This window comes from Streptomyces lomondensis (assembly GCF_014651035.1).
In the GTDB taxonomy this organism is placed as follows: Bacteria; Actinomycetota; Actinomycetes; order Streptomycetales; family Streptomycetaceae; genus Streptomyces; species Streptomyces lomondensis.
In genome coordinates this window covers 104,617-128,207 of sequence record NZ_BMWC01000012.1, presented here as the reverse complement: position 1 = coordinate 128,207, position 23,591 = coordinate 104,617, and the positions used below count along the sequence as shown (strand labels likewise).

Here is a 23,591-nt window from a genome sequence, read left to right as displayed (position 1 = left end):
GCGAGGGTGGGATCCGGTGCGGCGGACCGCAGGGAGGTGGGGGGTGAGCGGCCACGCACGTTACTTCGGAGTACCGGGGCTGCGCGAGGGTTTGGCCAAACTGATCGGTCGGTATGCGCTTACCTCCGTGACCTCGGGTGTTACCCGCGTTAACCCTTGTTTCCGGGCGCCTGGGGCAGGGTGGGGGCCAACTCCCGGCATACGTAACGGAGTCCGGGCCGGCCGCTCAGGGTCGTGTCCCCGACGGGGGTGAAGCCGTTGCGGGTCAGCACCTTCATGGAGGCGGGATTGTCCAGGGTCGTCCGCGCGGTGAGCGAGGTCAGCCCGTAGTCGGCGGCGGCCAGCCGGCACATCTGCGCGACCGCGGCCGTCGCCACGCCCCGGCCGGCGGCGCGCTCGCCGACGCGGTAGCCGAGTTCGGCGCTGCCGTCCGCCACGTCCATCAGGTTCACCCGGCCGATCAGCACGTCCTCCTCCAGGAGGACATGGAAGTGGCACACGCGCGCGTCCTGCTCGTCCAGGAGGGCCCGGTGGCGTGCGGCGAACCCGGCCGGTGTGAAGTAGGCGTCCCCGCGGTCCGGGACCGTGCGCGCGAAGTACGCCCGGTTCTCCCGCTCGAAGGCCAGCAGGGCGTCCGCGTGATCGGCGCGCAGCCGTTCCAGGGTCAGCATGGACCGGAGCGTACGGACGGTCAGTCCTTGAGCACAGGAAATTTCCTCGGCGCCAGGAACAGCAGCACCAGGAACGCCAGCGCCGCCGCGCACGACGCCCCCAGGTACACCGCGTGCACCGCGTCGGCGATCGCCCGCCGGGTCGCCTCCGGCGCGGGGCCCGAGTCGAGCCCCCGGGCCACCGAGTCGAGGTCGCTCGCACCGCCCAGCCTGGCGGCCAGCACCCCGTTGGCGACCGCGCCGAAGACCGCCGCGCCGATCGTCTGGCCGGTCTGGCGGCAGAAGAGCACGGACGCCGTCGCCGTACCCCGCTCCGCCCAGCCCACCGTCGACTGCACCCCGACGATGAGCGGCAACTGGAACAGGCCCAGCGCGGCGCCGAGCAGCAGCATCAGCAGCGTCGGCTGCCACGCCCGCCCGGGATACGGCAGGAAGGGGAAGGCGAACAGGATCAGCGCGGCCGTCCCGATGCCCAGCATCGCGGTGTTGCGGAAGCCGATCCTGCGGTACACGTGCTGGCTCAGCGCCGCCGACACCGGCCAGCTCAACGTCCATACGGAGAGCACGAATCCGGCCGCCACGGGCGCGAGACCCAGCACCGACTGGGCGTAGGTGGGCAGGAACACCGCCGGCGCGACCATCAGCAGGCCCAGCGCGCCCAGGGCCAGATTGACCGCGGCGATCGTACGGCGCCGCCACACCCAGCCCGGGATGATCGGCTCCGCCGCCCGGCGCTCCACCAGCACCACCACCGCGACCAGGGCGAGTCCCGTGCCGAACAGGGCCAGTGAGGGCGCCGACAGCCACGGCCACGCCACCCCGCCCTGCACCACGGCCGTGAGCAGGACACCGCCGCAGGCGAACACCGCGAGCGCCCCCGCCCAGTCCACGCGCGCGTGGGGGGCGGTTTCCCGCCCCGGCTCGTGCAGGTGACGGACGATCAGCCACAGCGCGACCGCGCCGATCGGCAGGTTGACCAGGAAGATCCAGCGCCAGTCCGCGTAGGCGGCGAGCACCCCGCCGAGCCCCGGGCCGGCGACCGCGGACACCGCCCACACCGTCGACAGCTTCGCCTGGATCCTGGGCCGGTCCTTCAGCGGGTACAGGTCGGCGGCGAGCGTCTGCACCGTGCCCTGAAGCGCGCCGCCGCCCAGGCCCTGCACGACCCGGAAGGCGATGAGCGCCCCCATGTTCCAGGCCAGCGCGCACAGCAGGGAGCCGAGGAGGAAGACCACCGAGCCCGCGATGAGGACCGGTTTGCGGCCGAAGGTGTCGGAGAGCTTGCCGTAGACGGGCAGGGTGACGGTCACGGCCAGCAGGTAGCCGGAGAACAGCCAGGAGAAGACGGAGAAACCGCCGAGGTCCCCGACGATCTGCGGGACCGCCGTCGAGACGATGGTGGCGTCGAGCGCCGCCAGCGCCATCGAGAGCATCAGCGCGGCGACGACGGCTCCGCGCCGGTCTGTCGTGGCGGGACGCGCGGTCTCCTGCGCTGCCGAACTGGTCCTGCCCACCCCGGGTGCCTCCCCCTCGCCCCCGCCCTGCTCGCGGAGTGTGTGCCGTGGCTGTGCCTGTCCCTTGCACCTACCTGCCGTCCCACAGCTTCCCACTTGACCCTGACGTGGCGGGAGGGTGGAGCCTGACTGGGCCGGCGGGTGGAGTGAACCCTGAGACGGTCTCCACCCTTCGGTGGACTGCCCCTAGGGGTACCTCCGTACTACGACCTGGGGAGGGTTCGTACCGGCGGAGGACGAGACGCGCAGGGGGCCTTCCTTAACCTGGCTTTATGCCGCCGGGGGGCGGTTTTGCACACCGGCGGGGGTGGGGTTTTCCACAGGAAAAGACTGCGCTGAACACCAGGGCGCGGGACCCCTCCCCGCCGCGAGACTGAAACACGTCGGACGGATCGCGTAGTCCGGCTTCGCACACGGCGGCTGTCGACCAGGGCGACCGCCTTCACCATCTGCTGACCGATATAGGAGACATACCGTGACTTCGGCTGTGACCATTCCCAGGCACGGGGGTACTGGAGGGCGTACGGCCGTTGCCGCGCGGGCGCGGCAGGTCGTGAAGGCGTACGGGTCCGGTGAGACCCGGGTCGTCGCCCTCGACCACGTCGACGTGGACATCGCACGCGGCCAGTTCACCGCGATCATGGGCCCCTCGGGGTCCGGCAAGTCCACGCTCATGCACTGCCTCGCCGGGCTCGACACCGTCACCAGCGGGCAGATCTACCTCGACGAGACCGAGATCACCGGCCTGAAGGACAAGAAGCTCACGCAGCTGCGCCGGGACCGGATCGGGTTCATCTTCCAGGCGTTCAACCTGCTGCCGACGCTGAACGCCATAGAGAACATCACGCTGCCCATGGACATCGCGGGCCGCAAGCCGGACCAGCAGTGGCTGACGCGGGTCGTGGAGACCGTCGGGCTCGCCGACCGGCTCAAGCACCGGCCCACCCAGCTCTCCGGCGGCCAGCAGCAGCGCGTCGCCGTCGCGCGGGCGCTCGCGGCCCGGCCCGAGATCATCTTCGGGGACGAGCCGACCGGAAACCTCGACTCGCGCGCGGGCGCCGAGGTGCTGGGCTTCCTGCGCCGCTCGGTGGACGAACTCGGGCAGACCATCGTCATGGTCACGCACGACCCGGTGGCCGCCTCGTACGCGGACCGTGTGCTGTACCTCGCCGACGGCCGCATCGTCGACGAGATGTACAAGCCCACCGCGGAGGCCGTCCTGGACCGCATGAAGGACTTCGACGCCCGGGGGCGCACGTCATGACCGTCATGAAGACCTCGATGCGCAACTTCCTCGCGCACAAGGGCCGCATGGCGCTCTCCGCGATCGCCGTCCTGCTGTCGGTGGCCTTCGTCTGCGGGACGCTCGTCTTCACGGACACCATGTCCACGACGTTCGACAAGCTCTTCGCGGCCACCTCCTCGGACGTGACGGTGAGCGCCAAGGGCGCCTCCGACAGCGGCGAGACGACCGCCGACAACGGCAGGCCGCCGGTCATGCCGGCCTCCGTGCTCGCCGAGGTGCGCAAGGCAGACGGCGTGAAGTCCGCCGAGGGCACCGTGTTCTCCACGTCGGTGACCGTCGTCGACGCCGACAAGGACAACCTGTCGCCCTCCAGCGGCGCCCCGACGATCGTCGGCAGCTGGAACGCCAACGAGGCCCGCACCATGAAGATCACCTCCGGTGCGGCGCCCCGGAGCGGCGACCAGATCATGGTCGACGCCGACACCGCCGACAAGCACGACCTGAAGCTCGGCGACGAGATCGGCGTGATCAGCGCGGTCGGCACACACAAGGCGAAGATCTCCGGCATCGCCGACTTCACCGTCACCAACCCCGGCGCCGCGATCTTCTACCTCGACACGAAGACCGCCCAGCAGACCCTGGTCGGCGAGTCCGGGGTCTACACCAACGTCAACGTCACCGCGGCCTCCGGCGTCAGCGACGCGCAGCTGAAGAAGAACGTCACGGCCGAGCTGGGCGCCGACTACCAGGTCAAGACCGCCAAGGAGACCGCCGACGCCAACCAGAAGGACGTCGCGGGCTTCATGAACGTCATGAAGTACGCCATGCTCGGCTTCGCCGGGATCGCCTTCCTCGTCGGCATCTTCCTGATCATCAACACCTTCTCCATGCTGGTCGCCCAGCGCACCCGGGAGATCGGCCTGATGCGGGCCATCGGCTCCTCCCGCAAGCAGGTCAACCGCTCGGTGCTGGCCGAGGCCCTGCTGCTCGGCCTCGTCGGATCGGTGCTCGGCGTCGCCGCGGGCGTCGGCCTCGCGGTCGGGCTGATGAAGCTCATGGGCCAGATGGGCATGGAGCTGTCCACCGGTGACCTCACCGTGGCCTGGACGACCCCCGTGGTCGGCCTCGTCCTCGGCGTGATCGTCACCGTCCTGGCCGCCTACCTGCCCGCCCGGCGCGCCGGCAAGATCTCCCCGATGGCCGCCCTGCGCGACGCGGGCGCCCCCGCGGACGCCAGGGCCGGCTGGATACGCGGCGTGATCGGCACGGTCCTCACCGGCGTCGGTGTCTTCGCCCTGTACCTGGCGGCGGCGGCCGACAAGGCCACGGACGGCTCGCTGTGGCTCGGCATCGGCGTGGTGCTGTCGCTGATCGGCTTCGTCGTCATCGGCCCGCTGCTCGCCGGCGGTGTGGTCCGCGTCCTCGGCGCCGTCCTGCTGCGGATGTTCGGCCCCGTGGGGCGCATGGCCGAGCGCAACGCCCTGCGCAACCCGCGCCGCACCGGCGCCACGGGCGCCGCGCTGATGATCGGCCTCGCGCTGGTGGCGTGCCTGTCCGTGGTCGGCTCCTCCATGGTGGCCTCCGCCACCGACCAGCTCGACAAGACCGTCGGCACGGACTTCATCGTCCAGTCCGACAGCGGCCAGCTGATCACCCCGCAGGCGGTCAAGGCCATGAAGTCGACGCCGGAACTGGAGCGGATCACCGAGTACAAGTGGACCAAGGCCGACTTCACCACCCCCGACGGCAAGACCCTCAAGGACACGTCGATCACCGCGGCGGACCCGTCGTACGCGACCGACCTGCGCACCGAGACGGTCGCGGGCAAGCTCCCGGACGCCTACAAGCCCGACTCGATGTCGGTGCACGAGAAGTTCGCCAAGGACCACGGCATCAGCCTCGGCTCCAAGGTCAAGGTGGCCTTCAAGGACGGCTCCGCGGCCGACCTGACGGTCCGGGCGATCACCAGCAGTGACGTCGTGATCGACGCGGGCGCGATGTACACGTCCATCGCGACGATGGCCAAGTACGTCCCGGCCGACAAGATGCCGCTGGACTCGCTGGTCTTCGCCTCGGCCAAGGACGGGCAGCAGGACGCCGCCTACAAGTCCCTGAAGTCGGCGCTGCACGACTACCCGCAGTACACCGTGCGCGACCAGACCGACTACAAGGACGCCCTGAAGGACCAGATCGGCCAGCTGCTCAACATGATCTACGGCCTGCTGGCCCTGGCGATCATCGTCGCCATCCTGGGCGTGGTGAACACCCTGGCCCTGTCGGTGGTGGAGCGCACCCGGGAGATCGGCCTGATGCGGGCGATCGGCCTCTCGCGCCGCCAGCTGCGCCGCATGATCCGTATGGAGTCGGTGGTCATCGCCCTCTTCGGCGCCCTGCTGGGCCTCGGACTGGGCATGGGCTGGGGCGCCACGGCACAGCAGCTGCTGGCTCTGGAGGGCCTGATGGTCCTGGACATCCCGTGGCCGACGATCATCGGGGTCTTCATCAGCTCGGCGTTCGTGGGCCTGTTCGCGGCACTGATCCCGGCGTTCCGGGCGGGCCGGATGAACGTCCTGAACGCGATCGCGACCGAGTAGTCACCCAGGACCACCGCACACGGGGGTTGCGGGGGATGGGCCCGCCCCGGAGGCCTGGCGCCTCCGGGGCGGGCCCGGCGTCGTGCCTGCCGCACGGTGCGTCAGCCGGTGGTCGCCGTCCACCGCTGGAGGACCACGTACCCGTTGGCCTCCCCTGCGACGGCGTACTCGGCGCGAGGGTGCAGCTGCCGGGCGTAGCCCACCGGGTCGCGGTACTTGCCGCCGACGTTCTCCAGGGCGATGTACTCGGGGGTGACGCCCTGGGTGTTGCCGAGCCAGAAGACCCGGCAGCGCGAGGTGAGGCGGCTGATCGGGCCGACGTTGGCCTCGACGGTGGCACCGTCGGGTATCCGCGCCAGCAGCCGTTCGACGCCGGACACCGCGGCGGGCTTGCCGTAGATCCCGGCCTCCGCCAGCTGCGCCAGCGGCAGCGAGGTCGTCAGCGCCAGGGCCGCGGCGGCGACGGCGGCCGGCAGATGGACGGCGTACGAGCGCAGCCACGCGCGCGTGCTGAGGCGCGCGGTCGTGAGGGCGTCGGCGAGAGCGAGGAAGACGACCGGCATCAGCACCGCGCTGTAGTGCCAGTCGGTGCCCCAGTAGTGCTCGTCGCCGGACAGGAAGCGCCAGCCGAGGGTCGGCAGCGCGACCAGCAGCAGCGGGGAGCGCAGGGCGAGCAGCCCGGTGGTGGGGATCAGCAGCCAGGCGAGGGTGCGCAGCTTGGTGTCGAGGCCGTCGAAGGGGCTGCCCGCGTCGCTGACCTTGGTCCAGTAGTCGTAGGCGCCCGAGGTGTTGAACGACGGGATCACCACGGTGAGGACGAGGACCGACGCCGCCACGCCGAACACCGCGACCCCGAGCGCGTACCGCACCGCCCGGGGCGACCGGCCGCGCGCCCGCCAGGCCACGACCAGCGCGATCGCCGCCAGCGTCAGCCCCAGGTCCTCCTTGACCAGCACCAGGGGAAGCGCCCAGCACAGGGCCGCGCGCCGGCGCTGCGCGAGGAGCGCCTCCAGGGAGAAGGCGATCAGCGGGACGGCGAAGCAGATCTCGTGGAAGTCGAAGTCGACGGCGCGCTGGATGCCCCAGGACAGCCCGTACGCGAGGCCGAGCGCGAGACCCCGGTGGCGCCCCAGGAGCCGGGCGGCGGCCCGGGTGACCGGCACGGCGGACAGCGCGAGGAGCGCCGCCTGCGCGACCAGCAGCGTGACCGGCGAGGGGAACAGCCGGTACACGGGCGCGAGCAGGGCGGTCACCGGGCTGAAGTGGTCGCCCAGGATGTCGAACCCCGGCCCCTTGAGGTCGGCGACCGGCGCCCGCAGATGCGCGTAGGCGCGTACGGCCTGCTCGAAGATGCCCAGGTCCCAGGAGAGGGTGGTCAGGTGCCGGTAACGGCCGACGGAGACGGTCGCGTAGGCGACGAAGAGGGCGGTGGCGAGGATCCAGGGGCCCCATCGCGCGGGCAGGGGGCGCCGGTCGCCCGGGGCGTGGGCGACCGGCGTCGGTATGCGGGGCGGTGAGACCTGGAGGGTGGAGGCAGGCATGCCGTGCCTTACGGAGGGGTGCGCGGAATCGGACAGATCATGCCGTGGCGAAAACAACTGGTGGGGGTGATGTTGTGAAGATTGCGCGGCTCATTCCCCCTTGACCGGCGGGGGCGGGCCACGGCCGGGGGAGGACGGGCGTTGTCCACAGGCCCGCCGCTCGGGCGCGCAGCGTCGTACGCTGGAGACCCCCGGCCCGCGGCGCGCGTCGGGCCCGTCGTGTTGCCCACCCCCTGGACGGAAAAAGCCCCGAATGAGCCTGCACGGTCTGCTCGACGCCGTAGTCAAGGACGCCGCGCTCGCGGAAGCGATCAAGGCGGCCGCAGACGGCAACCGCATGCATGTCGACCTGGTCGGCCCCCCTGCGGCCCGCCCCTTCGCCGTCGCCGCCCTGGCCCGCGACACGGGCCGCCCGGTGCTGGCGGTGACGGCGACGGGCCGCGAGGCGGAGGACCTGGCCGCAGCCCTGCGCTCCCTCCTCCCGCCCGAGGGGGTCGTGGAGTACCCGTCGTGGGAGACGCTCCCGCACGAGCGGCTCAGCCCCCGCAGCGACACCGTCGGCCGCCGCCTGGCCGTGCTGCGCCGCTTGTCCCACCCCCGCCCCGACGACCCCGAGACCGGCCCGGTCTCCGTCGTCGTGGCGCCCGTGCGGTCCGTGCTCCAGCCGCAGGTCAAGGGCCTGGGCGACCTGGAGCCGGTCGCCCTGAGGACCGGGCAGAGCGCCGATCTGAACGAGGTGGTGGAGGCCCTCGTGGCCGCCGCCTACGCGCGCGTGGAACTCGTCGAGAAGCGCGGCGAGTTCGCCGTGCGCGGCGGCATCCTCGACGTGTTCCCGCCCACCGAGGAACACCCCCTGCGCATCGAGTTCTGGGGCGACGACGTCGAGGAGATCCGCTACTTCAAGGTCGCCGACCAGCGCTCCCTCGAAGTCGCCGAGCACGGCCTGTGGGCGCCGCCGTGCCGCGAGCTGCTGCTCACCGAGGACGTCCGCACGCGGGCGCGTGCCCTGGCCGAGCAGCACCCCGAGCTCGGTGAACTGCTCGGCAAGATCGCCGAGGGGATCGCCGTCGAGGGCATGGAGTCCCTCGCTCCGGTCCTGGTCGACGACATGGAGCTGCTGCTCGACGTGCTGCCCAAGGGCGCCATGGCCGTGGTGTGCGACCCGGAGCGGGTCCGCACGCGCGCGTCGGACCTCGTGGCCACCTCCCAGGAGTTCCTCCAGGCCTCCTGGGCGGCCACCGCGGGCGGCGGCGAGGCGCCCATCGACGTCGGCGCGGCCTCCCTGTGGTCCATCGCGGACGTCCGGGACCGGGCCCGCGAGCTGGACATGATGTGGTGGTCGGTGTCGCCGTTCGCCGCCGACGAGGAGCTGGACGAGGACACCCTCAAGCTCGGCATGCACGCACCGGAGACCTACCGGGGCGACACCGCCAAGGCCCTCGCCGACACCAAGGGCTGGCTCGCCGACGGCTGGCGCGCGGTGTTCGTCACCGAGGCTCACGGCCCGGCCGCCCGTACGGTCGAGGTCCTGGGCGGCGAGGGCATCGCGGCCCGCCTGGACGCCGACCTCGCCGAGATCTCCCCGTCGGTCGTGCACGTGGCGTGCGGCTCGATCGAGCACGGCTTCGTGGACGCGGCGCTCAGACTCGCCGTCCTGACCGAGACGGACCTGTCCGGCCAGAAGGCGTCCGGCCGCGAGGGCGCCCGGATGCCGGCCCGCCGCCGCAAGACCATCGACCCGCTCACCCTGGAGGCGGGCGACTACATCGTCCACGAGCAGCACGGCGTGGGCCGCTACATCGAGATGGTGCAGCGCACCGTGCAGGGCGCGACCCGCGAGTACCTGGTTGTCGAGTACGCGCCCGCCAAGCGCGGCCAGCCCGGCGACCGCCTCTACATCCCCACCGACCAGCTGGAGCAGATCACCAAGTACGTCGGCGGCGAGGCCCCCACCCTGCACCGCCTGGGCGGCGCCGACTGGACGAAGACGAAGGCCCGCGCCAAGAAGGCCGTCAAGGAGATCGCCGCCGACCTCATCAAGCTGTACAGCGCGCGCATGGCGGCCCCCGGGCACGCCTTCGGCACCGACACCCCCTGGCAGCGCGAGCTGGAGGACGCCTTCCCGTACGCGGAGACGCCCGACCAGCTCACCACCATCGCCGAGGTCAAGGACGACATGGAGAAGTCGGTCCCCATGGACCGCCTGATCTGCGGCGACGTCGGCTACGGCAAGACGGAGATCGCGGTCCGGGCCGCCTTCAAGGCCGTCCAGGACGGCAAGCAGGTGGCCGTCCTGGTGCCCACGACACTGCTGGTGCAGCAGCACTTCGGGACGTTCAGCGAGCGGTACGCGCAGTTCCCGGTGAGCGTGAAGGCACTGTCCCGCTTCCAGACCGACACCGAGGCCAAGGCCGTCCTGGAGGGCCTGCGCGAGGGCTCGGTCGACATCGTCATCGGCACGCACCGGCTGTTCTCCTCCGAGACCAAGTTCAAGGACCTGGGACTGGTCATCGTCGACGAGGAGCAGCGCTTCGGCGTCGAGCACAAGGAGCAGCTGAAGAAGCTCCGGGCCAACGTCGACGTGCTGACCATGTCCGCCACACCCATCCCCAGGACCCTGGAGATGGCGGTGACCGGCATCCGCGAGATGTCGACGATCACCACGCCGCCGGAGGAGCGGCACCCGGTCCTGACCTTCGTGGGTCCGTACGAGGAGAAGCAGATCGGCGCGGCCATCCGCCGTGAACTGCTGCGCGAGGGCCAGGTCTTCTACATCCACAACCGGGTGGAGTCGATCGACCGGGCGGCGGCCCGCCTGCGGGAGATCGTCCCCGAGGCCCGTATCGCCACCGCGCACGGGCAGATGTCGGAGTCGGCGCTGGAGCAGGTCGTCGTCGACTTCTGGGAGAAGAAGTTCGACGTGCTGGTGTCCACGACCATCGTGGAGTCCGGCATCGACATCTCCAACGCCAACACCCTGATCGTGGAGCGCGGCGACACCTTCGGCCTGTCGCAGCTGCACCAGCTGCGCGGCCGGGTGGGCCGAGGCCGCGAGCGCGGATACGCCTACTTCCTCTACCCGCCGGAGAAGCCGCTGACGGAGACCGCGCACGAGCGGCTCGCGACCATCGCGCAGCACACGGAGATGGGCGCCGGCATGTACGTGGCGATGAAGGACCTGGAGATCCGGGGCGCGGGCAACCTGCTCGGCGGCGAGCAGTCCGGCCACATCGCGGGCGTCGGCTTCGACCTGTACGTGCGGATGGTCGGCGAGGCCGTCGCGGACTACCGGCGCCAGCTGGAGACCGGCGAGATCGAGGAGGAGCCGCCGCTCGAGGTCAAGATCGAGCTGCCCGTCGACGCGCACGTCCCGCACGACTACGCGCCGGGCGAGCGCCTCAGGCTCCAGGCGTACCGCGCCATCGCCTCCGCCAACACGGAGGAGGACATCAAGGCCGTCCGCGAGGAACTCGTCGACCGCTACGGCAAGCTGCCCGAACCCGTGGAGAACCTGCTGCTCGTCGCCGGCCTGCGCATGCTCGCGCGGGCGTGCGGCGTCGGCGAGATCGTGCTCCAGGGCACCAACATCCGGTTCGCGCCCGTGGAGTTGCGCGAGTCGCAGGAGCTGCGGCTCAAGCGGCTGTACCCCGGGGTCGTCATCAAGCCGGCGGTGCACCAGGTGCTGGTGCCGCGCCCGAAGACCGCGAAGGTGGGCGGGAAGCCGCTGGTCGGGCGGGATCTGCTGGCGTGGGTCGGGGAGTTCCTGACGTCGGTGCTGGGGTCCTGACGGCCCCCGATTCGCCGAAGCTCCGTCAGGCCACCGGTCGTACGCGTTCGCCGGTGGCCTGACGCAGAGCCGCGGCCAGCCGTTCGCGGACCGCGAGCTGCGCGGCGATCCGCGCGTCCAGCACCGCGAGCCGGTCGGCGGCGACCCGCAGGGCCCGGTCCGAGGCGGGCCCGGCCGTGACGTCGCCGTCCAGACACGGCAGGAACACCCGTACGTCGTCGAGGGTCAGACCGACGTCCAGCAGACTGCGGATGTTGCGGACGCGGACGGCCGCACCGGCGTCGTACAGGCGGTAGCCGTTCGCGGCCCGCTCGGAGGCGATGAGCCCCGCCTGCTCGTAGTGGCGCAGGGCGCGCGCTGTCGTGCCGGTCGCCTCGGCGAGTTCGCCGATCCGCATACGAGGTGGTGCTGCCATGCGCGCCAGTCTCAGGTTACGACCGTGCTGCCGTCCACTTGCAGGGGACGACCGTGCCGCCGTCCACGCCCAGGTGACGACCGTGCCGCCGTCCACTCTCAGGCGACGAGCGCGCCGCCGTCCACCCTCAGGCGACGACCGCGCCGCCGTCCACCGGAAGCACGACGCCGGTGAGGAACGAGGCCCGCGGCGAGGCGAGTCGGGCGATCGCCCAGGCCACCTCCTCGGGACGGCCGATCCGGCCGAGCGGCGTGTGGCCGAGCTGCCACGCGCGGATCGCGGCCTGCTGCTCGGGGGTGTGCCCCGCGTGTTCGCCGATGGGTGTGTCGATCGCCCCCGGCGCCACGGCGGCGACCCGGATCCCGAGCGGCGCGAGCTCCACCGCCCAACTGCGCGTGAGCACCTCCAGGGCCGCCTTTCCGGCCGCGTACAGGGAGTTGCCGGGCCAGCCCCGCTGCCCCACCGACGTCGTCACGTTCACGATCACACCGCGGCTCTCCTCCAGCGCCGGGAGCGCGGCCTGCGTGACCAGGACGGGAGCGAGGAGGTTCGTCGCGAGCAGCGGCTCGACGGCCGCGCGGGTGTACGTGCGCAGGGACTCGGTGGTGACGATCCCGGCGTTGTTGACGAGGACATCGATCCGGCCGTGCCGGTCGAGCGCCGTACGGACGACGGTCTCGGGGCCGTCGGCGGCCGTGATGTCGGCGACGAGCGGGCTGATGCAGGACGGGTCGTGGGCGGCGGTCTCGGCGAGGGGCCCCTCGCGCCGGCCCACGGCCACGACGTGTGCGCCCTCGTCGGCGAAGGCGCGGGCGGTGGCCCGGCCTATGCCGGTACCGGCACCGGTGACGAGCACGGTGCGCGGGGTTGCCGGGGAGGTCTGTCGCTGGTTCTGCGGTTGCGGTTGCGGGAATGCCATGCCGGGATGCTCGGACCCTGCCGTCAGTGTCAAGGTCAAGCGCGTCGGCCCGGCAGCCGCTACCCGGCGTGGCGGAACAGCATCGCCGCCAGCTCGCGGAACACCTCCTCGGGATCCTGGTCGCCCACCGGGCCGTCCAGGTTGTGACCGAGCAGCAGCGTGGCGAAGCCGTGGGCCAGGGACCAGGCGGCGACACCGGCGAGGCGGGCGTCGGCGCCCCGGCCCTCAGGGGGAACGGCGGTGACGGCCTCGCGCAGGGCGTCACCGGCGAGGGCGCGGGCCGTGGTCAGTTCCAGGTCGCCGGTGCGCAGCAGGTCGGGCGCGAACATCACCTGGAAGTGCGCCGGATGCTCACGCGCGAAACGTACGTAGCGCACACCGGCCTCCTTCAGGTCCGCCGCCTCCCTGAGCGCGGTCGCGAGCAGCCCGAAGCCCTCGGCGGCGATCGCCGTGAGCAGCCCGGCGCGGTCCTTGAAGTGGTGGGCGGGCGCGGCGTGCGAGACGCCCGCGCGGCGGGCGAGGTCACGCAGGCTCAGCCCGGACGGACCGTCCGCCGCGATCGCGTCGAGGGCGGCGGTGAGGATGGCCCGGCGCAGGTCGCCGTGGTGGTACCGGCGGCCGGTGGGGCCCTTTTCGTTCGCTGATGCCTTGCTGGAGCTCATGGTCAGGAGCGTACGCCGAATCTAGTCATTGACAAGTTCGGGGAGTGTGGGGCAATCTTGTCAGTGTCAAGTTGCGCGGGATCGGGTGGTGGGCGGGATCGCGCGCTGAGGGACGGACGCGGGTGGAGGCATGACATGCCGGAGCATGTGGGCGAGATCGACGAGATCGACGAGATCGAGGAAATCGACGAGGCTGCGGTGGGGCAGGGCGGCGGCGTGGAGCCGGCCCGCGTCCGGCAGATGTGGCACCTGCTGGAGCCGCTGCACGCGGTGCTGTACTACGCGCCGGAGGCTTTCGAGGAGGCGGCCGCCCTCGGGTACGACACGCAGGCGCGCTGGCCGAGCTACTTCCCGTACCGCGCCGCCCCGTTGGGGGAGGCCGGCCCGGAGCGGGTTGCCTCGGCCTTCTACAGCTTCAGTCCGCGCATGGTCGCCGAGCATGTCGAGCCGGCCTGGCGCGTCGCGAACCCGGACGCCGTGCTGGCGGCGAGGACGCGGGCGGTCGACCGGGCCTACCGCGCCCTCCTCGGCGACCAGGTGGACAGCCCTGAGCTGGCGGAGGCCGCCGCGCTCGCCCGGCGTGCGGCGGAGGCGGCGGACACAGCCGCCCGCCCGCTCGCCGCCGCCAACGCCGCGCTGCCCTGGCCGCAGGCCCCGCACCTCCAGTTGTGGCACGCCGCGACGATCCTGCGCGAGCACCGCGGCGACGGCCATCTCGCGGCCCTGCTCATGGCGGGCCTGGATCCGGTGGAGTCGCTCGTCTCTTTCGCCGCGATAGGCGCCGCGTCGGTGGAGCGCTTCGAAAGCCGGGGCTGGAGCCCAGGGGAATGGGCGGCAGCGCGCGACCGCCTCGTCACCAGGGGCCTGGTCGACGCGGACGGTACGGCCACCGAGGAGGGCCGCGCCCTGCGCCACCGCGTGGAGCGCCGGACCGACCAACTGGCCTCCGCCCCCTGGCGGTTCCTCGGCCCGGACGGCGTCGACCGCCTCGCCGGACTGCTCGGCCACTACTGGGTCGCGGTCCTGGCGACGGGCCTGCTGCCCTCGGAGACGACGTTGGGCATAGGCAAGGTCTGAGGGGAAGCCGGGCGTCGCGAGGTGCTCAGTCCGCCCCGGACATGGGAAGCCGCCCGCAGGCGCTGACGTCGGATCGACGTCGGAACTGGCGTCGCATCTGAACGTAGGAACTGGAACTGACGCCGACGCCCAAGGTGCGTCCCCGCGGACGGCCCCTGCTGGTGGAGGCCTAACTGCTGGTGGAGGCCTTACGGCTGGTGGAGGCCTTACGGCTGTTCGGGCCGGTCGCGGTCGCGGTCGCGGTCCATGCCGAGCGTGCCCTCGGCCCGCTGCTGCCCGGTGTCGACCTGGTCCTCGTACTTGCCGCCGGTCTTCTCGTTGATCTTCTGTTCCGCGGTGTCGGAGCCTTGCTTGCCCCTGTTCCGCGCCTGGCTCTTGAACTTGTCGAAGATGCCCATGCGAAGACTCCTTCCGGGGGTGACTCAGAACCGACGATACGCGTGACATGCGAGGTATGCCCATTTGGGCCCACTGTGGTCTGTACCTCTCCCTCGCTACCGTGGGACCAGGCACAGGCCGCCCGAGCCGGGGCGGAACAGGCAAACAGGGGAGGGGCGCACGGTGACGCGTCTGAGGGGCGGGGCGGCAGTGGCTGTCGCGATGGTGTTCGCCGGTGCGACGCTGGCCGGCTGCGAGGGGCTGGCCCCGCCGGCGGACGGCGGCGGACCCTCCGGGACCGGCGCCCCGGCCGACGGCAACGGCCGGGCCGTGAGCCCGCTGGACAACCCGGACGGCACCAAGCCGGGGCTGGCGGCGATCACGTCCGCCGCGGACCAGGCGAGGGCGCGGGCCCTGATCGAGAAGGTGGCGACGAAGGGGCGCGGCCCCAGGACGGGATACGAGCGGGACAAGTTCGGCTACGCCTGGATGGATTCGGCGCCCGGCGACGTCCCCTACGCCCGCAACGGCTGTGACACGCGGAACGACCTGCTGAAGAGGGACGGCGAGGACCTCCGTTTCCGGACGGGCTCGGACTGCGTCGCCATCTCGCTGACGCTGCACGACCCGTACACCGGGAAGGTCATCGAGTGGACCAAGTCCCGTGCGACGAAGGTCCAGATAGACCACGTCATGCCGCTGTCGTACGACTGGCAGATGGGCGCGTCCCGCTGGACGAAGGACAAGCGGGAGGCCATCGCCAACGACCCGCTCAACCTCGTCCCGGTGGACGGACCGACCAACAGCGCGAAGGGAGACTCCGGTCCGGCGTCCTGGCTGCCGCCGAACAAGCGGATCCGCTGCGCCTACTCGGTGCGCTTCGCCCAGGTGTCGCTCAAGTACGACCTGCCCGTGACGGCCGCCGACAAGCGGATGATGCTGCGGCAGTGCGGTGGGTGAGGCCCTGCGGCAGCGCGGGGGGTGACGCGGCGTCGGGCCGCTCGGGCAGCGGCGTCCTGCGCTACCGTCCGGCGTCATGACGACCCCTTCGCTGGAGGCCCTGCGGACCGAGCTGCGGGACAGGGCGCAGCCGGACATCAGGGTCCAGCAGGCCCGGGTGCTGCGTCCCCCGGAGGACGACGAACTGCTCGGCGTGCGCGTGCCCGTGGTACGCCTGCTGGCTCGCGAGTACCGGGATCTGGCGCTTGCGGACGTGGAGGTGCTGCTGCGCAGCCGCGTCCACGAGGAGCGGTTGGCCGGGCTCCTCGTCCTCGCCGAGCGGATGCGGACGGCGCGCGGTGCCGAGCGCGCGGATCTGGTCGGCTTCTACCTGGAGCGGACCGGCTGTGTGGACAACTGGGACCTGGTGGACGGCTCCGCCCATGTCGTGCTCGGGCCCTGGCTCGTGGACGGGCCCGAGGACGCCCTGGACATCCTGGACGAACTGGCCGCGTCGCCCTCGCTGTGGGACCGCAGGATCGCCGTGGTCGCCACGCTGGCGCTGATCCGCGAGGGACGATTCGAGCCGACGTTCCGCCTGGCGCGCGGGTTGTGCCGGGACCCGGAACCGCTGATCCACAAGGCGCTCGGCTGGATGCTGCGCGAGATCGGCCGCCGGGACGGGCCGCTGCTGGTGGCGTTCCTGGAGCGGCATCTCGCCGAACTGCCGCGCATCACCGTGCGCTACGCGACGGAGCGGCTCCCGCCGGGCGAGCGGGCACGGTTCGTGAGGGCGCGGTAGGGGGGAGGGGGGAGGGGGCGGGGTAGGAGCGGCGTTCGCACTCGGCGCGCCGCCAAAGGCGGACCCGACACCCACCTCGCGCCCGCACCGAGCCAGGCCCCGCCCCCCCGCAGACCCGCTTCCCCGCCCGCTAATTCGGTTCCGGGTCTTCCGCTCCCGCACCTACGGTGACCGCATGCAGCCGAAGATATCGAGACTCGCCGACCGCCCGGACATGCTGGAGCGGGTCGTCGGGATGGCGGACAGCTGGCCGGAGTTCGTCATCCAGGACCTCGTGGGCGCCGCGCACTACCCGCGGATCGCCAGCGAATTCCCGGAGTACGTCCTGTTCGCCGAGGACGGGCAGGGCGAGGTCGTCGCGAGCGCCTACAGCGTGCCCTTCGCGCTCGGCGCCAAGGGCCGTGGCCACCTGCCGGGCAACGGCTGGGACACCGTACTCGTGTGGGCCTTCTCGGACCTGCGCCGCGGGGTCCGCCCCGACACCGTCAGCGCGATCTCGGTCTCGGTCGCCCCGCACGCCCAGGGCCGCGGCCTGTCCGCCGTGATGCTCTCGGCCATGCGCGACAACGCCCGGGCCCTCGGCTTCAGCGAGGTCGTCGCCCCGGTCAGGCCCAACGCCAAGCACCTGGAACCGCACACGCCCATCGAGGAGTACGCCCACCGGGTCCGGCCCGACGGCCTGCCCCACGACCCGTGGCTGCGGGTGCACGCCCGGGCCGGAGCCACCATCGACTCCGTGGCCCCGGCGTCCATGACGGTGGCCGCCCCGCTGGCGGACTGGCGCCGCTGGACAGGCCTGCCCTTCGACACCGAGGGCGACATCGAGGTGCCCGGCGGCCTGGTGCCGGTGCGCTGTGAGCCGGCGCGCGGGTACGCCGTGTACGTCGAACCCAACGTGTGGATGCGGCATCCCGTGTGAGGCGTGACGGACGGTACGGCCGCGACCGCGCGGGACGGACCGTGCGCAGGAAGTGATCAGCGCGACAACGGTTCGGTACAACCCGTGACCGGTTGTCCGTGTCGGGCTATACGCTCGGACTTCCCACCGGGTTCTGTCACTCGCACGTTCGTCCCATCGGCTACACCGGTCCAGGAGCAGTCATGTACGGCCACGGCGCGGCGCCGCCTCCCCGCAGCGCGGCAACGGTCATCTCCCTGCGCGTGCTGTTCGCCGCAGCCGGTTTCCTCACGTGCGGGCTGCTGGCCTGCGCACCGCTGTTCCGGGTGGCCGTCCTGCGCGGTCGGGTCCTCGACTGGGTGCTGGCCTGGGTGAGCCTGCCCGTGTCCCTCGCGTGTTTCGCGGTGATCGGCGTCCTGCCGGAGGGAGACGCCCGGACCGACATCGCGCTGGCCCTGGTCCTCCTGGTCGGCATGGGCGCCACCATCCACTTCCTCGTCGTGGACATCAGCCACCACAGCGGACAGCGGCAGTTCGCCGGCTACGCGCCGCCCCACGCGCCGACCGCCCACTCCCCGTACGGCTATCCGCACCCCGCGCCGCCCTACGGCCCCACGGCCACGCCCACCCCGCAGCCCCCCGCACCGCACACACCCGTCCCCCGGGACGCCACGCCCCAGGGCCCCGGCCCGGTGCAGCCGCCCCCGTCCCCGCAGCGCCCCGCGCCCGCCCGCATCGACCGGGTACGCGCCGAACTCGACGAACTCAGCGACTACCTGCGCCGGCACGAGGGCGAAGGCCACCGGGACGGCACCCACGAGAGCGGCAGGTGACCGTGACGGCGGGACGTGTCGTCGCCGGCCGCTACGAACTGTCCACGCTCCTCGGGCAGGGCGGCATGGGACAGGTCTGGACGGCGTACGACCAGCGGCTCGACCGGCGGGTGGCGGTGAAGCTGCTGCGCCCCGACAAGGTGGCCGGCCAGGACGCGGAGGAACTGCGCCGCCGCTTCGTGCGCGAGTGCCGGGTGACCGCGCAGGTCGACCATCCGGGCCTGGTCACGGTGCACGACGCGGGCAGCGAGGGCGAGGAGCTGTTCCTCGTCATGCAGTACATCGACGGCGCCGACCTCGCCGGCCATCTCGCCGAGCACGACCCGTACCCCTGGCAGTGGGCGGTCGCGGTCGCCGCGCAACTGTGCGCCGTACTGAGCGCCGTGCACGCCGTGCCGATCGTCCACCGCGACCTCAAGCCGCGCAACGTGATGGTGAAGCAGGACGGCACGGTCACCGTCCTCGACCTCGGCATCGCCTCCGTCATGGACGCCGACACCACCCGCCTCACCCACACCGGCACCCCCATCGGCTCGCCCGCCTACATGGCCCCGGAACAGGCGATGGGCGGCGCGGTCGGCCCGTACACCGACCTGTACGCCCTCGGCGTCCTCCTGCACGAACTGCTCAGCGGCGACGTGCCCTTCTCCGGCTCCACGGCCCTCGGCGTACTGCACCGGCACCTCTACGAGCCCCCGCTGCCCGTACGCCGTATCCGCCCCGAGCTCCCGGAGGCCCTGGAGGCCCTCGTCCTGCGGCTGCTCGCCAAGGACCCGCAGCACCGCCCCGCCTCCGCGCAGGAGGTGTACGAGCACCTGGAACTGCTCCTGCCCGCGCGCGGCACACCCACCGGAGCGGCCCTCGACCCCACCCGCCCGTTCCTGCGCCCGCACGCCCCCTGGCCGGACCGTGCGCGCACCCCCGCGCCCCAGCCCGCGCCGCCCGCCACACCCGTCACGGACACAACGGGGAAGACGGACATCGCCCGCGCCGTCGACGAGGTCAAGCGGCTCCTCGGCGAGGGCCGCATCACCCAGGCCGTCGACATCCTCGGCGCGATCCTGCCCGCCGCCGCCGAACAGCACGGCGAGCACTCCCCGGTCGTGCGCACCCTGCGCAAGCAGTACGCCGCTACGCTCCTGGACGACGGCCAGTACCGGCGCGCCCTGCCCGAGCTGCGCCGGCTCGCCGACGAACGCGCCGCCGAGGCCGGGCAGGCCGACCCGCAGTCCCTGCGCTTCCGCTACGAGGCCGCCCAGTGCCTCGAACAGCTGGGCGAACCGGCCGCGGCGCTCGCGGAGTACCGGGCCGTGCTGCCGTACTACGAGAACCAGTACGTCGCCGCCGGCGGCCCCGAGCTCGCGCACGACATCCGCCGCCGCATCGGCCACCTCCTGCTCGCCCTCGGCGACCGCGGCGCCGCCCACGACACCCTCGCCCGGCTGCTGCACGACGTGGAGCGCACCCACGGGCACGGCCACCCGCTCGGCGCGGAGATCCGCCGGACGCTCCAGTGGCTGGGGCAAGTACGCGGCTGACGGCCGCCCCGGCCGCGCGGCGATGCCGGAAGTCCTGGTGAATCGTTGGTCGAATGGGTTGGCCAGAGCCTGGCCACTGCCTACCATCGATCACCGCAAGACTTTGTGCACCGTCGCACAATCTCCTCGGGAGGTCCCCTTGCACCGCCGCCGTCGCCCCGCGCTCGTCCTCACCGCCGCGATCGCCGCCGCGGCGCCCCTGCTCACCGCCTGCGGAAACGACGCACACCCTGGCGCCGCGGCCGTGGTCGGCGGGCAGCGGATCACCCTCTCCCAGCTGGAGGAGCGGGTCGGCGAGGTCCGCGCGGCCCAGCGGGCGGCCGTGCAGAACGACGCCCAGTACCAGCAGGTCATCGCCAGGACCGGCACCCTCACCCGCGACACCCTGCACACCATGGTCCTCGACCGGGTGCTGCACCGCGCCGCCCAGGACGCCGGTGTGACCGTCACCCGCCGGGAGATCCAGAAGATGCGGTCCGAACTGGAGGACCAGCCCGGCGGCCCCGAGGCGGTGGAGACGACCTGGCTCCAGCAGTACGGCATCCCGCCCCAGCGCATCGACGAGAACCTCCGCCTCCAGATCGAGGCCCAGAAGCTCGCCGAGAAACTCGGCACCGCCACCGACCGCCCCGAGTTCTGGAAGGCCCTGTCCGAGGCCTCCAAGGACCTGAACGTCGACCTCAACCCGCGCTACGGCACCTGGGACGTCCAGAAGAGCAGCCGCGCCGACGCCAAGACGCCGTGGCTGCGGGACGTGACGGCGGCGCAGACGCAGCAGCCCATGTAGGACACCCGCCCCGCGGGGCCTGCCTGTGGATAACTTCCGGGACTGTCGGCGGCGTGGGATAGCTTCGAATCGTGAACGCCAACAGCTCCGCAGCCACCCCGGGCCCCGAGCAGGCCGCCTCCGCCGCGGCCGCCGCCCCCGGCCGTATCGTCCTGCTCACCACCAGCCACCGCGTCGCCCCCGGCCTGCTGTCCTGGCCCGCCTGGCAGGCCCTGCACGCGGCCGACCAGGTGCTGTGCGCGGACGGCGCGCACCCGCAGCTGCCGTATCTGCGCGAGGCCGGGATCACGGTCGACCAGGCGTCCCCGACCGCCCAGGAGCTGGTCGGCGCCTGCGCCGGCGGCCGCACGGTGGTGGTCGTGGCGACGGGCGAGGGCGAGCCGGCCCTGACGGACGGCCTGGCCCGCCTCGCCGGCACCGGCCGCGTCGCCATGCCCGAGCTGGAGCTGCTCCCCGCCTCCTACGACCTGCCGGGCGCCCGCCTCCTCGACCTCGTCCAGGTCATGGACCGCATCCGCGCCGAGTGCCCGTGGTCGTCCCAGCAGACGCACAAGGGCCTGGCCAAGTACGGCATCGAAGAGGCGTACGAACTCGTCGAGGCGATAGAGGAGGGCGACCGCGACGAACTGCGCGAGGAGCTGGGTGACGTCCTGCTCCAGGTCGTCTTCCACGCCCGCATCGCCGAAGAGGACCTGGACGCTCCCTTCTCCATCGACGACGTGGCCGGCGGCATCGTCACCAAGCTGATCCACCGCCACCCGCATGTCTTCGCAGACGCCACGGCCACCACCCCCGAGGAGGTCAAGGAACACTGGCTGCGCACCAAGGCGGTCGAGAAGCAGCGCTCCTCGATCACCGAGGGCATCCCCCTCGGCCAGCCCGGCCTCGCCCTCGCCGCCAAGCTCGCGTCCCGGGCCCGCACCGCCGGCCTCGACATACCCCTCCCACCCGTCGAAGGCATCGGCTACGACCTCCTGGCCCTCGCGGTCCGCGCGGAGTCGCAGGGCGTCGACCCGGAGGCGGCCCTGAGAGCAGCGGCCCGCGCGTACCGGGACGCGATCAGGGAGGCCGAGAGCCAGGACCGACGGCCGTGACGCGAGGGCCCGGCAGGTCGGTCCTGACTCAGTCCTGCCAGTCCAGCTGCCCTTCCGGGATCCCGAGAGCGCGCGCGTGGGCCTGCGCCTGCCGGCGCCCTTCCGCCCGCCCGCGTGGATCCTGCCCGCGCGGATAGCGGAAGACCCTGCCGGCGAAGACCACAAACGCCTCCGCGGCGGTGTTGTAGTTGACGTACCAGCCCCCGGTCGGGGCCAGGCAGGCGGCAAGCCGTTCGGCCAGTGCCTCGGCGTCGGCCTCCTCGGCGGCGAAGTCCAGAAGGGTCCACTGCCGGGGCTGCCCGGCCGCCGCGTCCTCCACCTCCACCCTCGTGACCCTGGTGAGACGCAGCGGAACGCCTGCCAACTCGGCCCCCACCCGCAGGCTCTCCGCGATCAGCACGCCTTCCAGCATCCCGGCCCTCCTCGGTCTCGACGCGGTGAGCGTAGCGGGGGCCTGTGACAGCGGTGGCCGGTGCTGCCCCGGGCGCTGCGTAGGGTCGTGGCATGCAGCATGACGTGCCAGGGGCGCCCGAACTGTTCACCTGGGAGTTCGCGAGCGACCCCTACCCCGCCTACGCCTGGCTCCGCGAGCACGCCCCCGTGCACCGGACGCGGTTGCCCAGCGGGGTGGAGGCCTGGCTGGTCACGCGGTACGCCGATGCCAAGCAGACCCTCGCCGACCACCGGCTCTCCAAGAACCCGGCGCATCACGACGAACCCGCGCACGCCAAGGGCAAGACGGGGATCCCCGGGGAGCGCAAGGCCGAGTTGATGACGCATCTGCTCAACATCGACCCGCCGGATCACACCCGGCTGCGGCGGCTCGTGTCCAAGGCGTTCACGCCCCGCCGGGTCGCCGAGTTCGCACCGCGGGTGCAGGAACTCACCGACGGCCTCATCGACGGGTTCGCGGCGAAGGGATCCGCCGACCTGATCCACGAGTTCGCCTTCCCGCTCCCCATCTACGCCATCTGCGACCTGCTCGGCGTGCCCGGCGAGGACCAGGACGACTTCCGCGACTGGGCGGGCATGATGATCCGCCACCAGGGCGGGCCGAGGGGCGGCGTGGCGCGGTCCGTGAAGAAGATGCGCGGCTACCTCGCCGACCTCATCCACCGCAAGCGGGAGGCCCTGCCCGCCGAACCCGCCCCCGGCGAGGACCTCATCTCCGGCCTCATCCGCGCCTCCGACCACGGTGAGCACCTCACCGAGAACGAGGCGGCGGCCATGGCGTTCATCCTGCTGTTCGCCGGGTTCGAGACCACCGTCAACCTCATCGGCAACGGCACCTACGCCCTGCTCACCCACCCCGAGCAGCGCGCACGGCTCCAGGCCTCCCTCGCCGCCGGGGAGACCGGCCTCCTGGAGACCGGCGTCGAGGAACTCCTGCGCTACGACGGCCCCGTGGAACTCGCCACCTGGCGGTTCGCCACGCAGCCCCTCACCCTCGGCGGGCAGCACATCGCGGCCGGTGACCCCGTCCTGGTCGTCCTGGCCGCCGCGGACCGGGACCCGGAGCGGTTCGCCGACCCGGACGTGCTCGACCTCTCCCGCCGCGACAACCAGCACCTCGGATACGGCCACGGCATCCACTACTGCCTCGGCGCCCCGCTCGCCCGTCTGGAGGGCCAGACCGCGCTCGCCACCCTCCTCAACCGCCTGCCCGACCTCCGGCTCGCGGCGGATCCGGCCGAGCTGAGGTGGCGCGGCGGCCTCATCATGCGCGGGCTGCGCACGCTGCCGGTGGAGTTCACGCCGGCGTGAGAGCCGCCATCACCAGCGCGACGGCCCGTTAAACATGACACGCCATCAGGCCTGTGATCTTCACGTGATCTACGCGGCATGAACTTGTGACAACTGATCGTCTGCCGATACGTTCACCCATCAGCGCGGCCG

Annotated in this window: 20 protein-coding genes; 12 read left to right on the top strand and 8 right to left on the bottom strand. The window is 72.2% G+C overall.

From position 1 onward, the window contains the following. Positions 1-149: 149 nt before the first annotated feature. Together IE255_RS32060 and IE255_RS32055 are read right to left on the bottom strand one after the other, a co-directional pair. Positions 150-671 (bottom strand): GNAT family N-acetyltransferase, encoded by a 522-nt coding sequence (locus tag IE255_RS32060; RefSeq protein WP_190053899.1) that lies wholly within the window; start codon positions 669-671, stop codon positions 150-152. A 20-nt stretch (positions 672-691) separates the two neighbouring features. Then, positions 692-2,185 carry an MFS transporter gene (locus IE255_RS32055; RefSeq protein WP_190053898.1) on the bottom strand — a complete coding sequence of 498 codons (1,494 nt, stop codon included), beginning with the start codon at positions 2,183-2,185 and terminating at the stop codon, positions 692-694. Positions 2,186-2,660: 475 nt separating this feature from the next. On the opposite strand from IE255_RS32055, the gene IE255_RS32050 reads away from it, so the two are divergent. Continuing rightward, positions 2,661-3,449, top strand: a complete 789-nt coding sequence (locus IE255_RS32050) for an ABC transporter ATP-binding protein (RefSeq protein ID WP_190053897.1) — start codon at positions 2,661-2,663, stop codon at positions 3,447-3,449. After that, positions 3,446-6,025 carry an ABC transporter permease gene (locus tag IE255_RS32045; protein ID WP_190053896.1) on the top strand — a complete coding sequence of 860 codons (2,580 nt, stop codon included), beginning with the start codon at positions 3,446-3,448 and terminating at the stop codon, positions 6,023-6,025. Before IE255_RS32050 ends, IE255_RS32045 begins: the two co-directional genes overlap by 4 nt. Positions 6,026-6,126: 101 nt before the next feature. Here IE255_RS32045 and IE255_RS32040 read toward each other — a convergent pair whose 3' ends face one another. Then, complete coding sequence (locus IE255_RS32040; RefSeq protein WP_190053895.1) at positions 6,127-7,566, bottom strand: DUF2079 domain-containing protein; 1,440 nt, start codon at positions 7,564-7,566, stop codon at positions 6,127-6,129. 253 nt (positions 7,567-7,819) lie between these two features. Between IE255_RS32040 and mfd the strand changes: the two genes are divergently transcribed. Further along, complete coding sequence (gene mfd / locus IE255_RS32035; protein ID WP_190053894.1) at positions 7,820-11,353, top strand: transcription-repair coupling factor; 3,534 nt, start codon at positions 7,820-7,822, stop codon at positions 11,351-11,353. A 25-nt stretch (positions 11,354-11,378) separates the two neighbouring features. On the opposite strand, the gene IE255_RS32030 is transcribed toward mfd, so the two are convergent. From IE255_RS32030 to IE255_RS32020, 3 genes are all read right to left on the bottom strand, one after another. Further along, positions 11,379-11,750 (bottom strand): MerR family transcriptional regulator, encoded by a 372-nt coding sequence (locus IE255_RS32030; protein ID WP_190054013.1) that lies wholly within the window; start codon positions 11,748-11,750, stop codon positions 11,379-11,381. Positions 11,751-11,895: 145 nt separating this feature from the next. Next, positions 11,896-12,687 carry an SDR family NAD(P)-dependent oxidoreductase gene (locus IE255_RS32025; protein ID WP_190053893.1) on the bottom strand — a complete coding sequence of 264 codons (792 nt, stop codon included), beginning with the start codon at positions 12,685-12,687 and terminating at the stop codon, positions 11,896-11,898. A 59-nt stretch (positions 12,688-12,746) separates the two neighbouring features. Further along, entirely contained in the window at positions 12,747-13,349 is a 603-nt protein-coding gene (locus IE255_RS32020; protein WP_190053892.1) for a TetR/AcrR family transcriptional regulator, read from the bottom strand. Positions 13,350-13,589: 240 nt separating this feature from the next. On the opposite strand from IE255_RS32020, the gene IE255_RS32015 reads away from it, so the two are divergent. Further along, positions 13,590-14,426: an SCO6745 family protein gene (locus tag IE255_RS32015; RefSeq protein WP_190054012.1), complete on the top strand. Its 837-nt coding sequence runs from the start codon at positions 13,590-13,592 to the stop codon at positions 14,424-14,426. A gap of 206 nt (positions 14,427-14,632) precedes the next feature. Here the strand turns inward: IE255_RS32015 and IE255_RS32010 are convergent, their stop codons facing one another. After that, positions 14,633-14,824, bottom strand: a complete 192-nt coding sequence (locus IE255_RS32010) for an antitoxin (RefSeq protein WP_190053891.1) — start codon at positions 14,822-14,824, stop codon at positions 14,633-14,635. A 163-nt stretch (positions 14,825-14,987) separates the two neighbouring features. Between IE255_RS32010 and IE255_RS32005 the strand changes: the two genes are divergently transcribed. From IE255_RS32005 to IE255_RS31975, 7 genes are all read left to right on the top strand, one after another. Then, entirely contained in the window at positions 14,988-15,764 is a 777-nt protein-coding gene (locus IE255_RS32005; protein WP_229906680.1) for an HNH endonuclease family protein, read from the top strand. A gap of 76 nt (positions 15,765-15,840) precedes the next feature. Beyond that, complete coding sequence (locus IE255_RS32000) at positions 15,841-16,545, top strand: DNA alkylation repair protein (RefSeq protein ID WP_190053890.1); 705 nt, start codon at positions 15,841-15,843, stop codon at positions 16,543-16,545. 175 nt (positions 16,546-16,720) lie between these two features. Next, a complete protein-coding gene (locus IE255_RS31995; RefSeq protein WP_190053889.1) occupies positions 16,721-17,464 on the top strand; it encodes an N-acetyltransferase in 744 nt (247 codons plus the stop codon). Between the two features lie 182 nt (positions 17,465-17,646). Further along, positions 17,647-18,276: a hypothetical protein gene (locus tag IE255_RS31990; protein WP_190053888.1), complete on the top strand. Its 630-nt coding sequence runs from the start codon at positions 17,647-17,649 to the stop codon at positions 18,274-18,276. Positions 18,277-18,314: 38 nt separating this feature from the next. Beyond that, positions 18,315-19,814, top strand: a complete 1,500-nt coding sequence (locus tag IE255_RS31985) for a serine/threonine-protein kinase (RefSeq protein ID WP_267975208.1) — start codon at positions 18,315-18,317, stop codon at positions 19,812-19,814. A 139-nt stretch (positions 19,815-19,953) separates the two neighbouring features. Next, positions 19,954-20,601: a SurA N-terminal domain-containing protein gene (locus tag IE255_RS31980; RefSeq protein WP_190053886.1), complete on the top strand. Its 648-nt coding sequence runs from the start codon at positions 19,954-19,956 to the stop codon at positions 20,599-20,601. Between the two features lie 71 nt (positions 20,602-20,672). Then, the gene (locus tag IE255_RS31975; protein WP_190053885.1) at positions 20,673-21,695 is read left to right on the top strand and encodes a nucleoside triphosphate pyrophosphohydrolase; all 1,023 of its coding nucleotides are present in this window, start codon (positions 20,673-20,675) and stop codon (positions 21,693-21,695) included. Between the two features lie 28 nt (positions 21,696-21,723). Here IE255_RS31975 and IE255_RS31970 read toward each other — a convergent pair whose 3' ends face one another. Next, positions 21,724-22,107 carry a hypothetical protein gene (locus tag IE255_RS31970; protein ID WP_190053884.1) on the bottom strand — a complete coding sequence of 128 codons (384 nt, stop codon included), beginning with the start codon at positions 22,105-22,107 and terminating at the stop codon, positions 21,724-21,726. Positions 22,108-22,199: 92 nt separating this feature from the next. Here IE255_RS31970 and IE255_RS31965 point away from each other — a divergent pair, with 92 nt between their 5' ends. Beyond that, positions 22,200-23,459, top strand: a complete 1,260-nt coding sequence (locus tag IE255_RS31965; protein ID WP_190053883.1) for a cytochrome P450 family protein — start codon at positions 22,200-22,202, stop codon at positions 23,457-23,459. The last annotated feature ends 132 nt before the right edge of the window (positions 23,460-23,591 follow it).

What these genes read in the sequence shown, in the direction of transcription:
- IE255_RS32030 (WP_190054013.1), bottom strand. Translation starts at nt 11,750, where the DNA reads ATGCGGATCGGCGAACTCGCCGAGGCGACCGGCACGACAGCGCGCGCC.
- IE255_RS32015 (WP_190054012.1), top strand. Translation starts at nt 13,590, where the DNA reads ATGTGGCACCTGCTGGAGCCGCTGCACGCGGTGCTGTACTACGCGCCG.
- IE255_RS32000 (WP_190053890.1), top strand. Translation starts at nt 15,841, where the DNA reads ATGACGACCCCTTCGCTGGAGGCCCTGCGGACCGAGCTGCGGGACAGG.
- IE255_RS32025 (WP_190053893.1), bottom strand. Translation starts at nt 12,687, where the DNA reads ATGGCATTCCCGCAACCGCAACCGCAGAACCAGCGACAGACCTCCCCG.
- IE255_RS31990 (WP_190053888.1), top strand. Translation starts at nt 17,647, where the DNA reads ATGTACGGCCACGGCGCGGCGCCGCCTCCCCGCAGCGCGGCAACGGTC.
- IE255_RS32040 (WP_190053895.1), bottom strand. Translation starts at nt 7,566, where the DNA reads ATGCCTGCCTCCACCCTCCAGGTCTCACCGCCCCGCATACCGACGCCG.
- IE255_RS31995 (WP_190053889.1), top strand. Translation starts at nt 16,721, where the DNA reads ATGCAGCCGAAGATATCGAGACTCGCCGACCGCCCGGACATGCTGGAG.
- mfd (WP_190053894.1), top strand. Translation starts at nt 7,820, where the DNA reads ATGAGCCTGCACGGTCTGCTCGACGCCGTAGTCAAGGACGCCGCGCTC.
- IE255_RS32060 (WP_190053899.1), bottom strand. Translation starts at nt 671, where the DNA reads ATGCTGACCCTGGAACGGCTGCGCGCCGATCACGCGGACGCCCTGCTG.
- IE255_RS32010 (WP_190053891.1), bottom strand. Translation starts at nt 14,824, where the DNA reads ATGGGCATCTTCGACAAGTTCAAGAGCCAGGCGCGGAACAGGGGCAAG.
- IE255_RS32020 (WP_190053892.1), bottom strand. Translation starts at nt 13,349, where the DNA reads ATGAGCTCCAGCAAGGCATCAGCGAACGAAAAGGGCCCCACCGGCCGC.
- IE255_RS32045 (WP_190053896.1), top strand. Translation starts at nt 3,446, where the DNA reads ATGACCGTCATGAAGACCTCGATGCGCAACTTCCTCGCGCACAAGGGC.
- IE255_RS31970 (WP_190053884.1), bottom strand. Translation starts at nt 22,107, where the DNA reads ATGCTGGAAGGCGTGCTGATCGCGGAGAGCCTGCGGGTGGGGGCCGAG.
- IE255_RS31965 (WP_190053883.1), top strand. Translation starts at nt 22,200, where the DNA reads ATGCAGCATGACGTGCCAGGGGCGCCCGAACTGTTCACCTGGGAGTTC.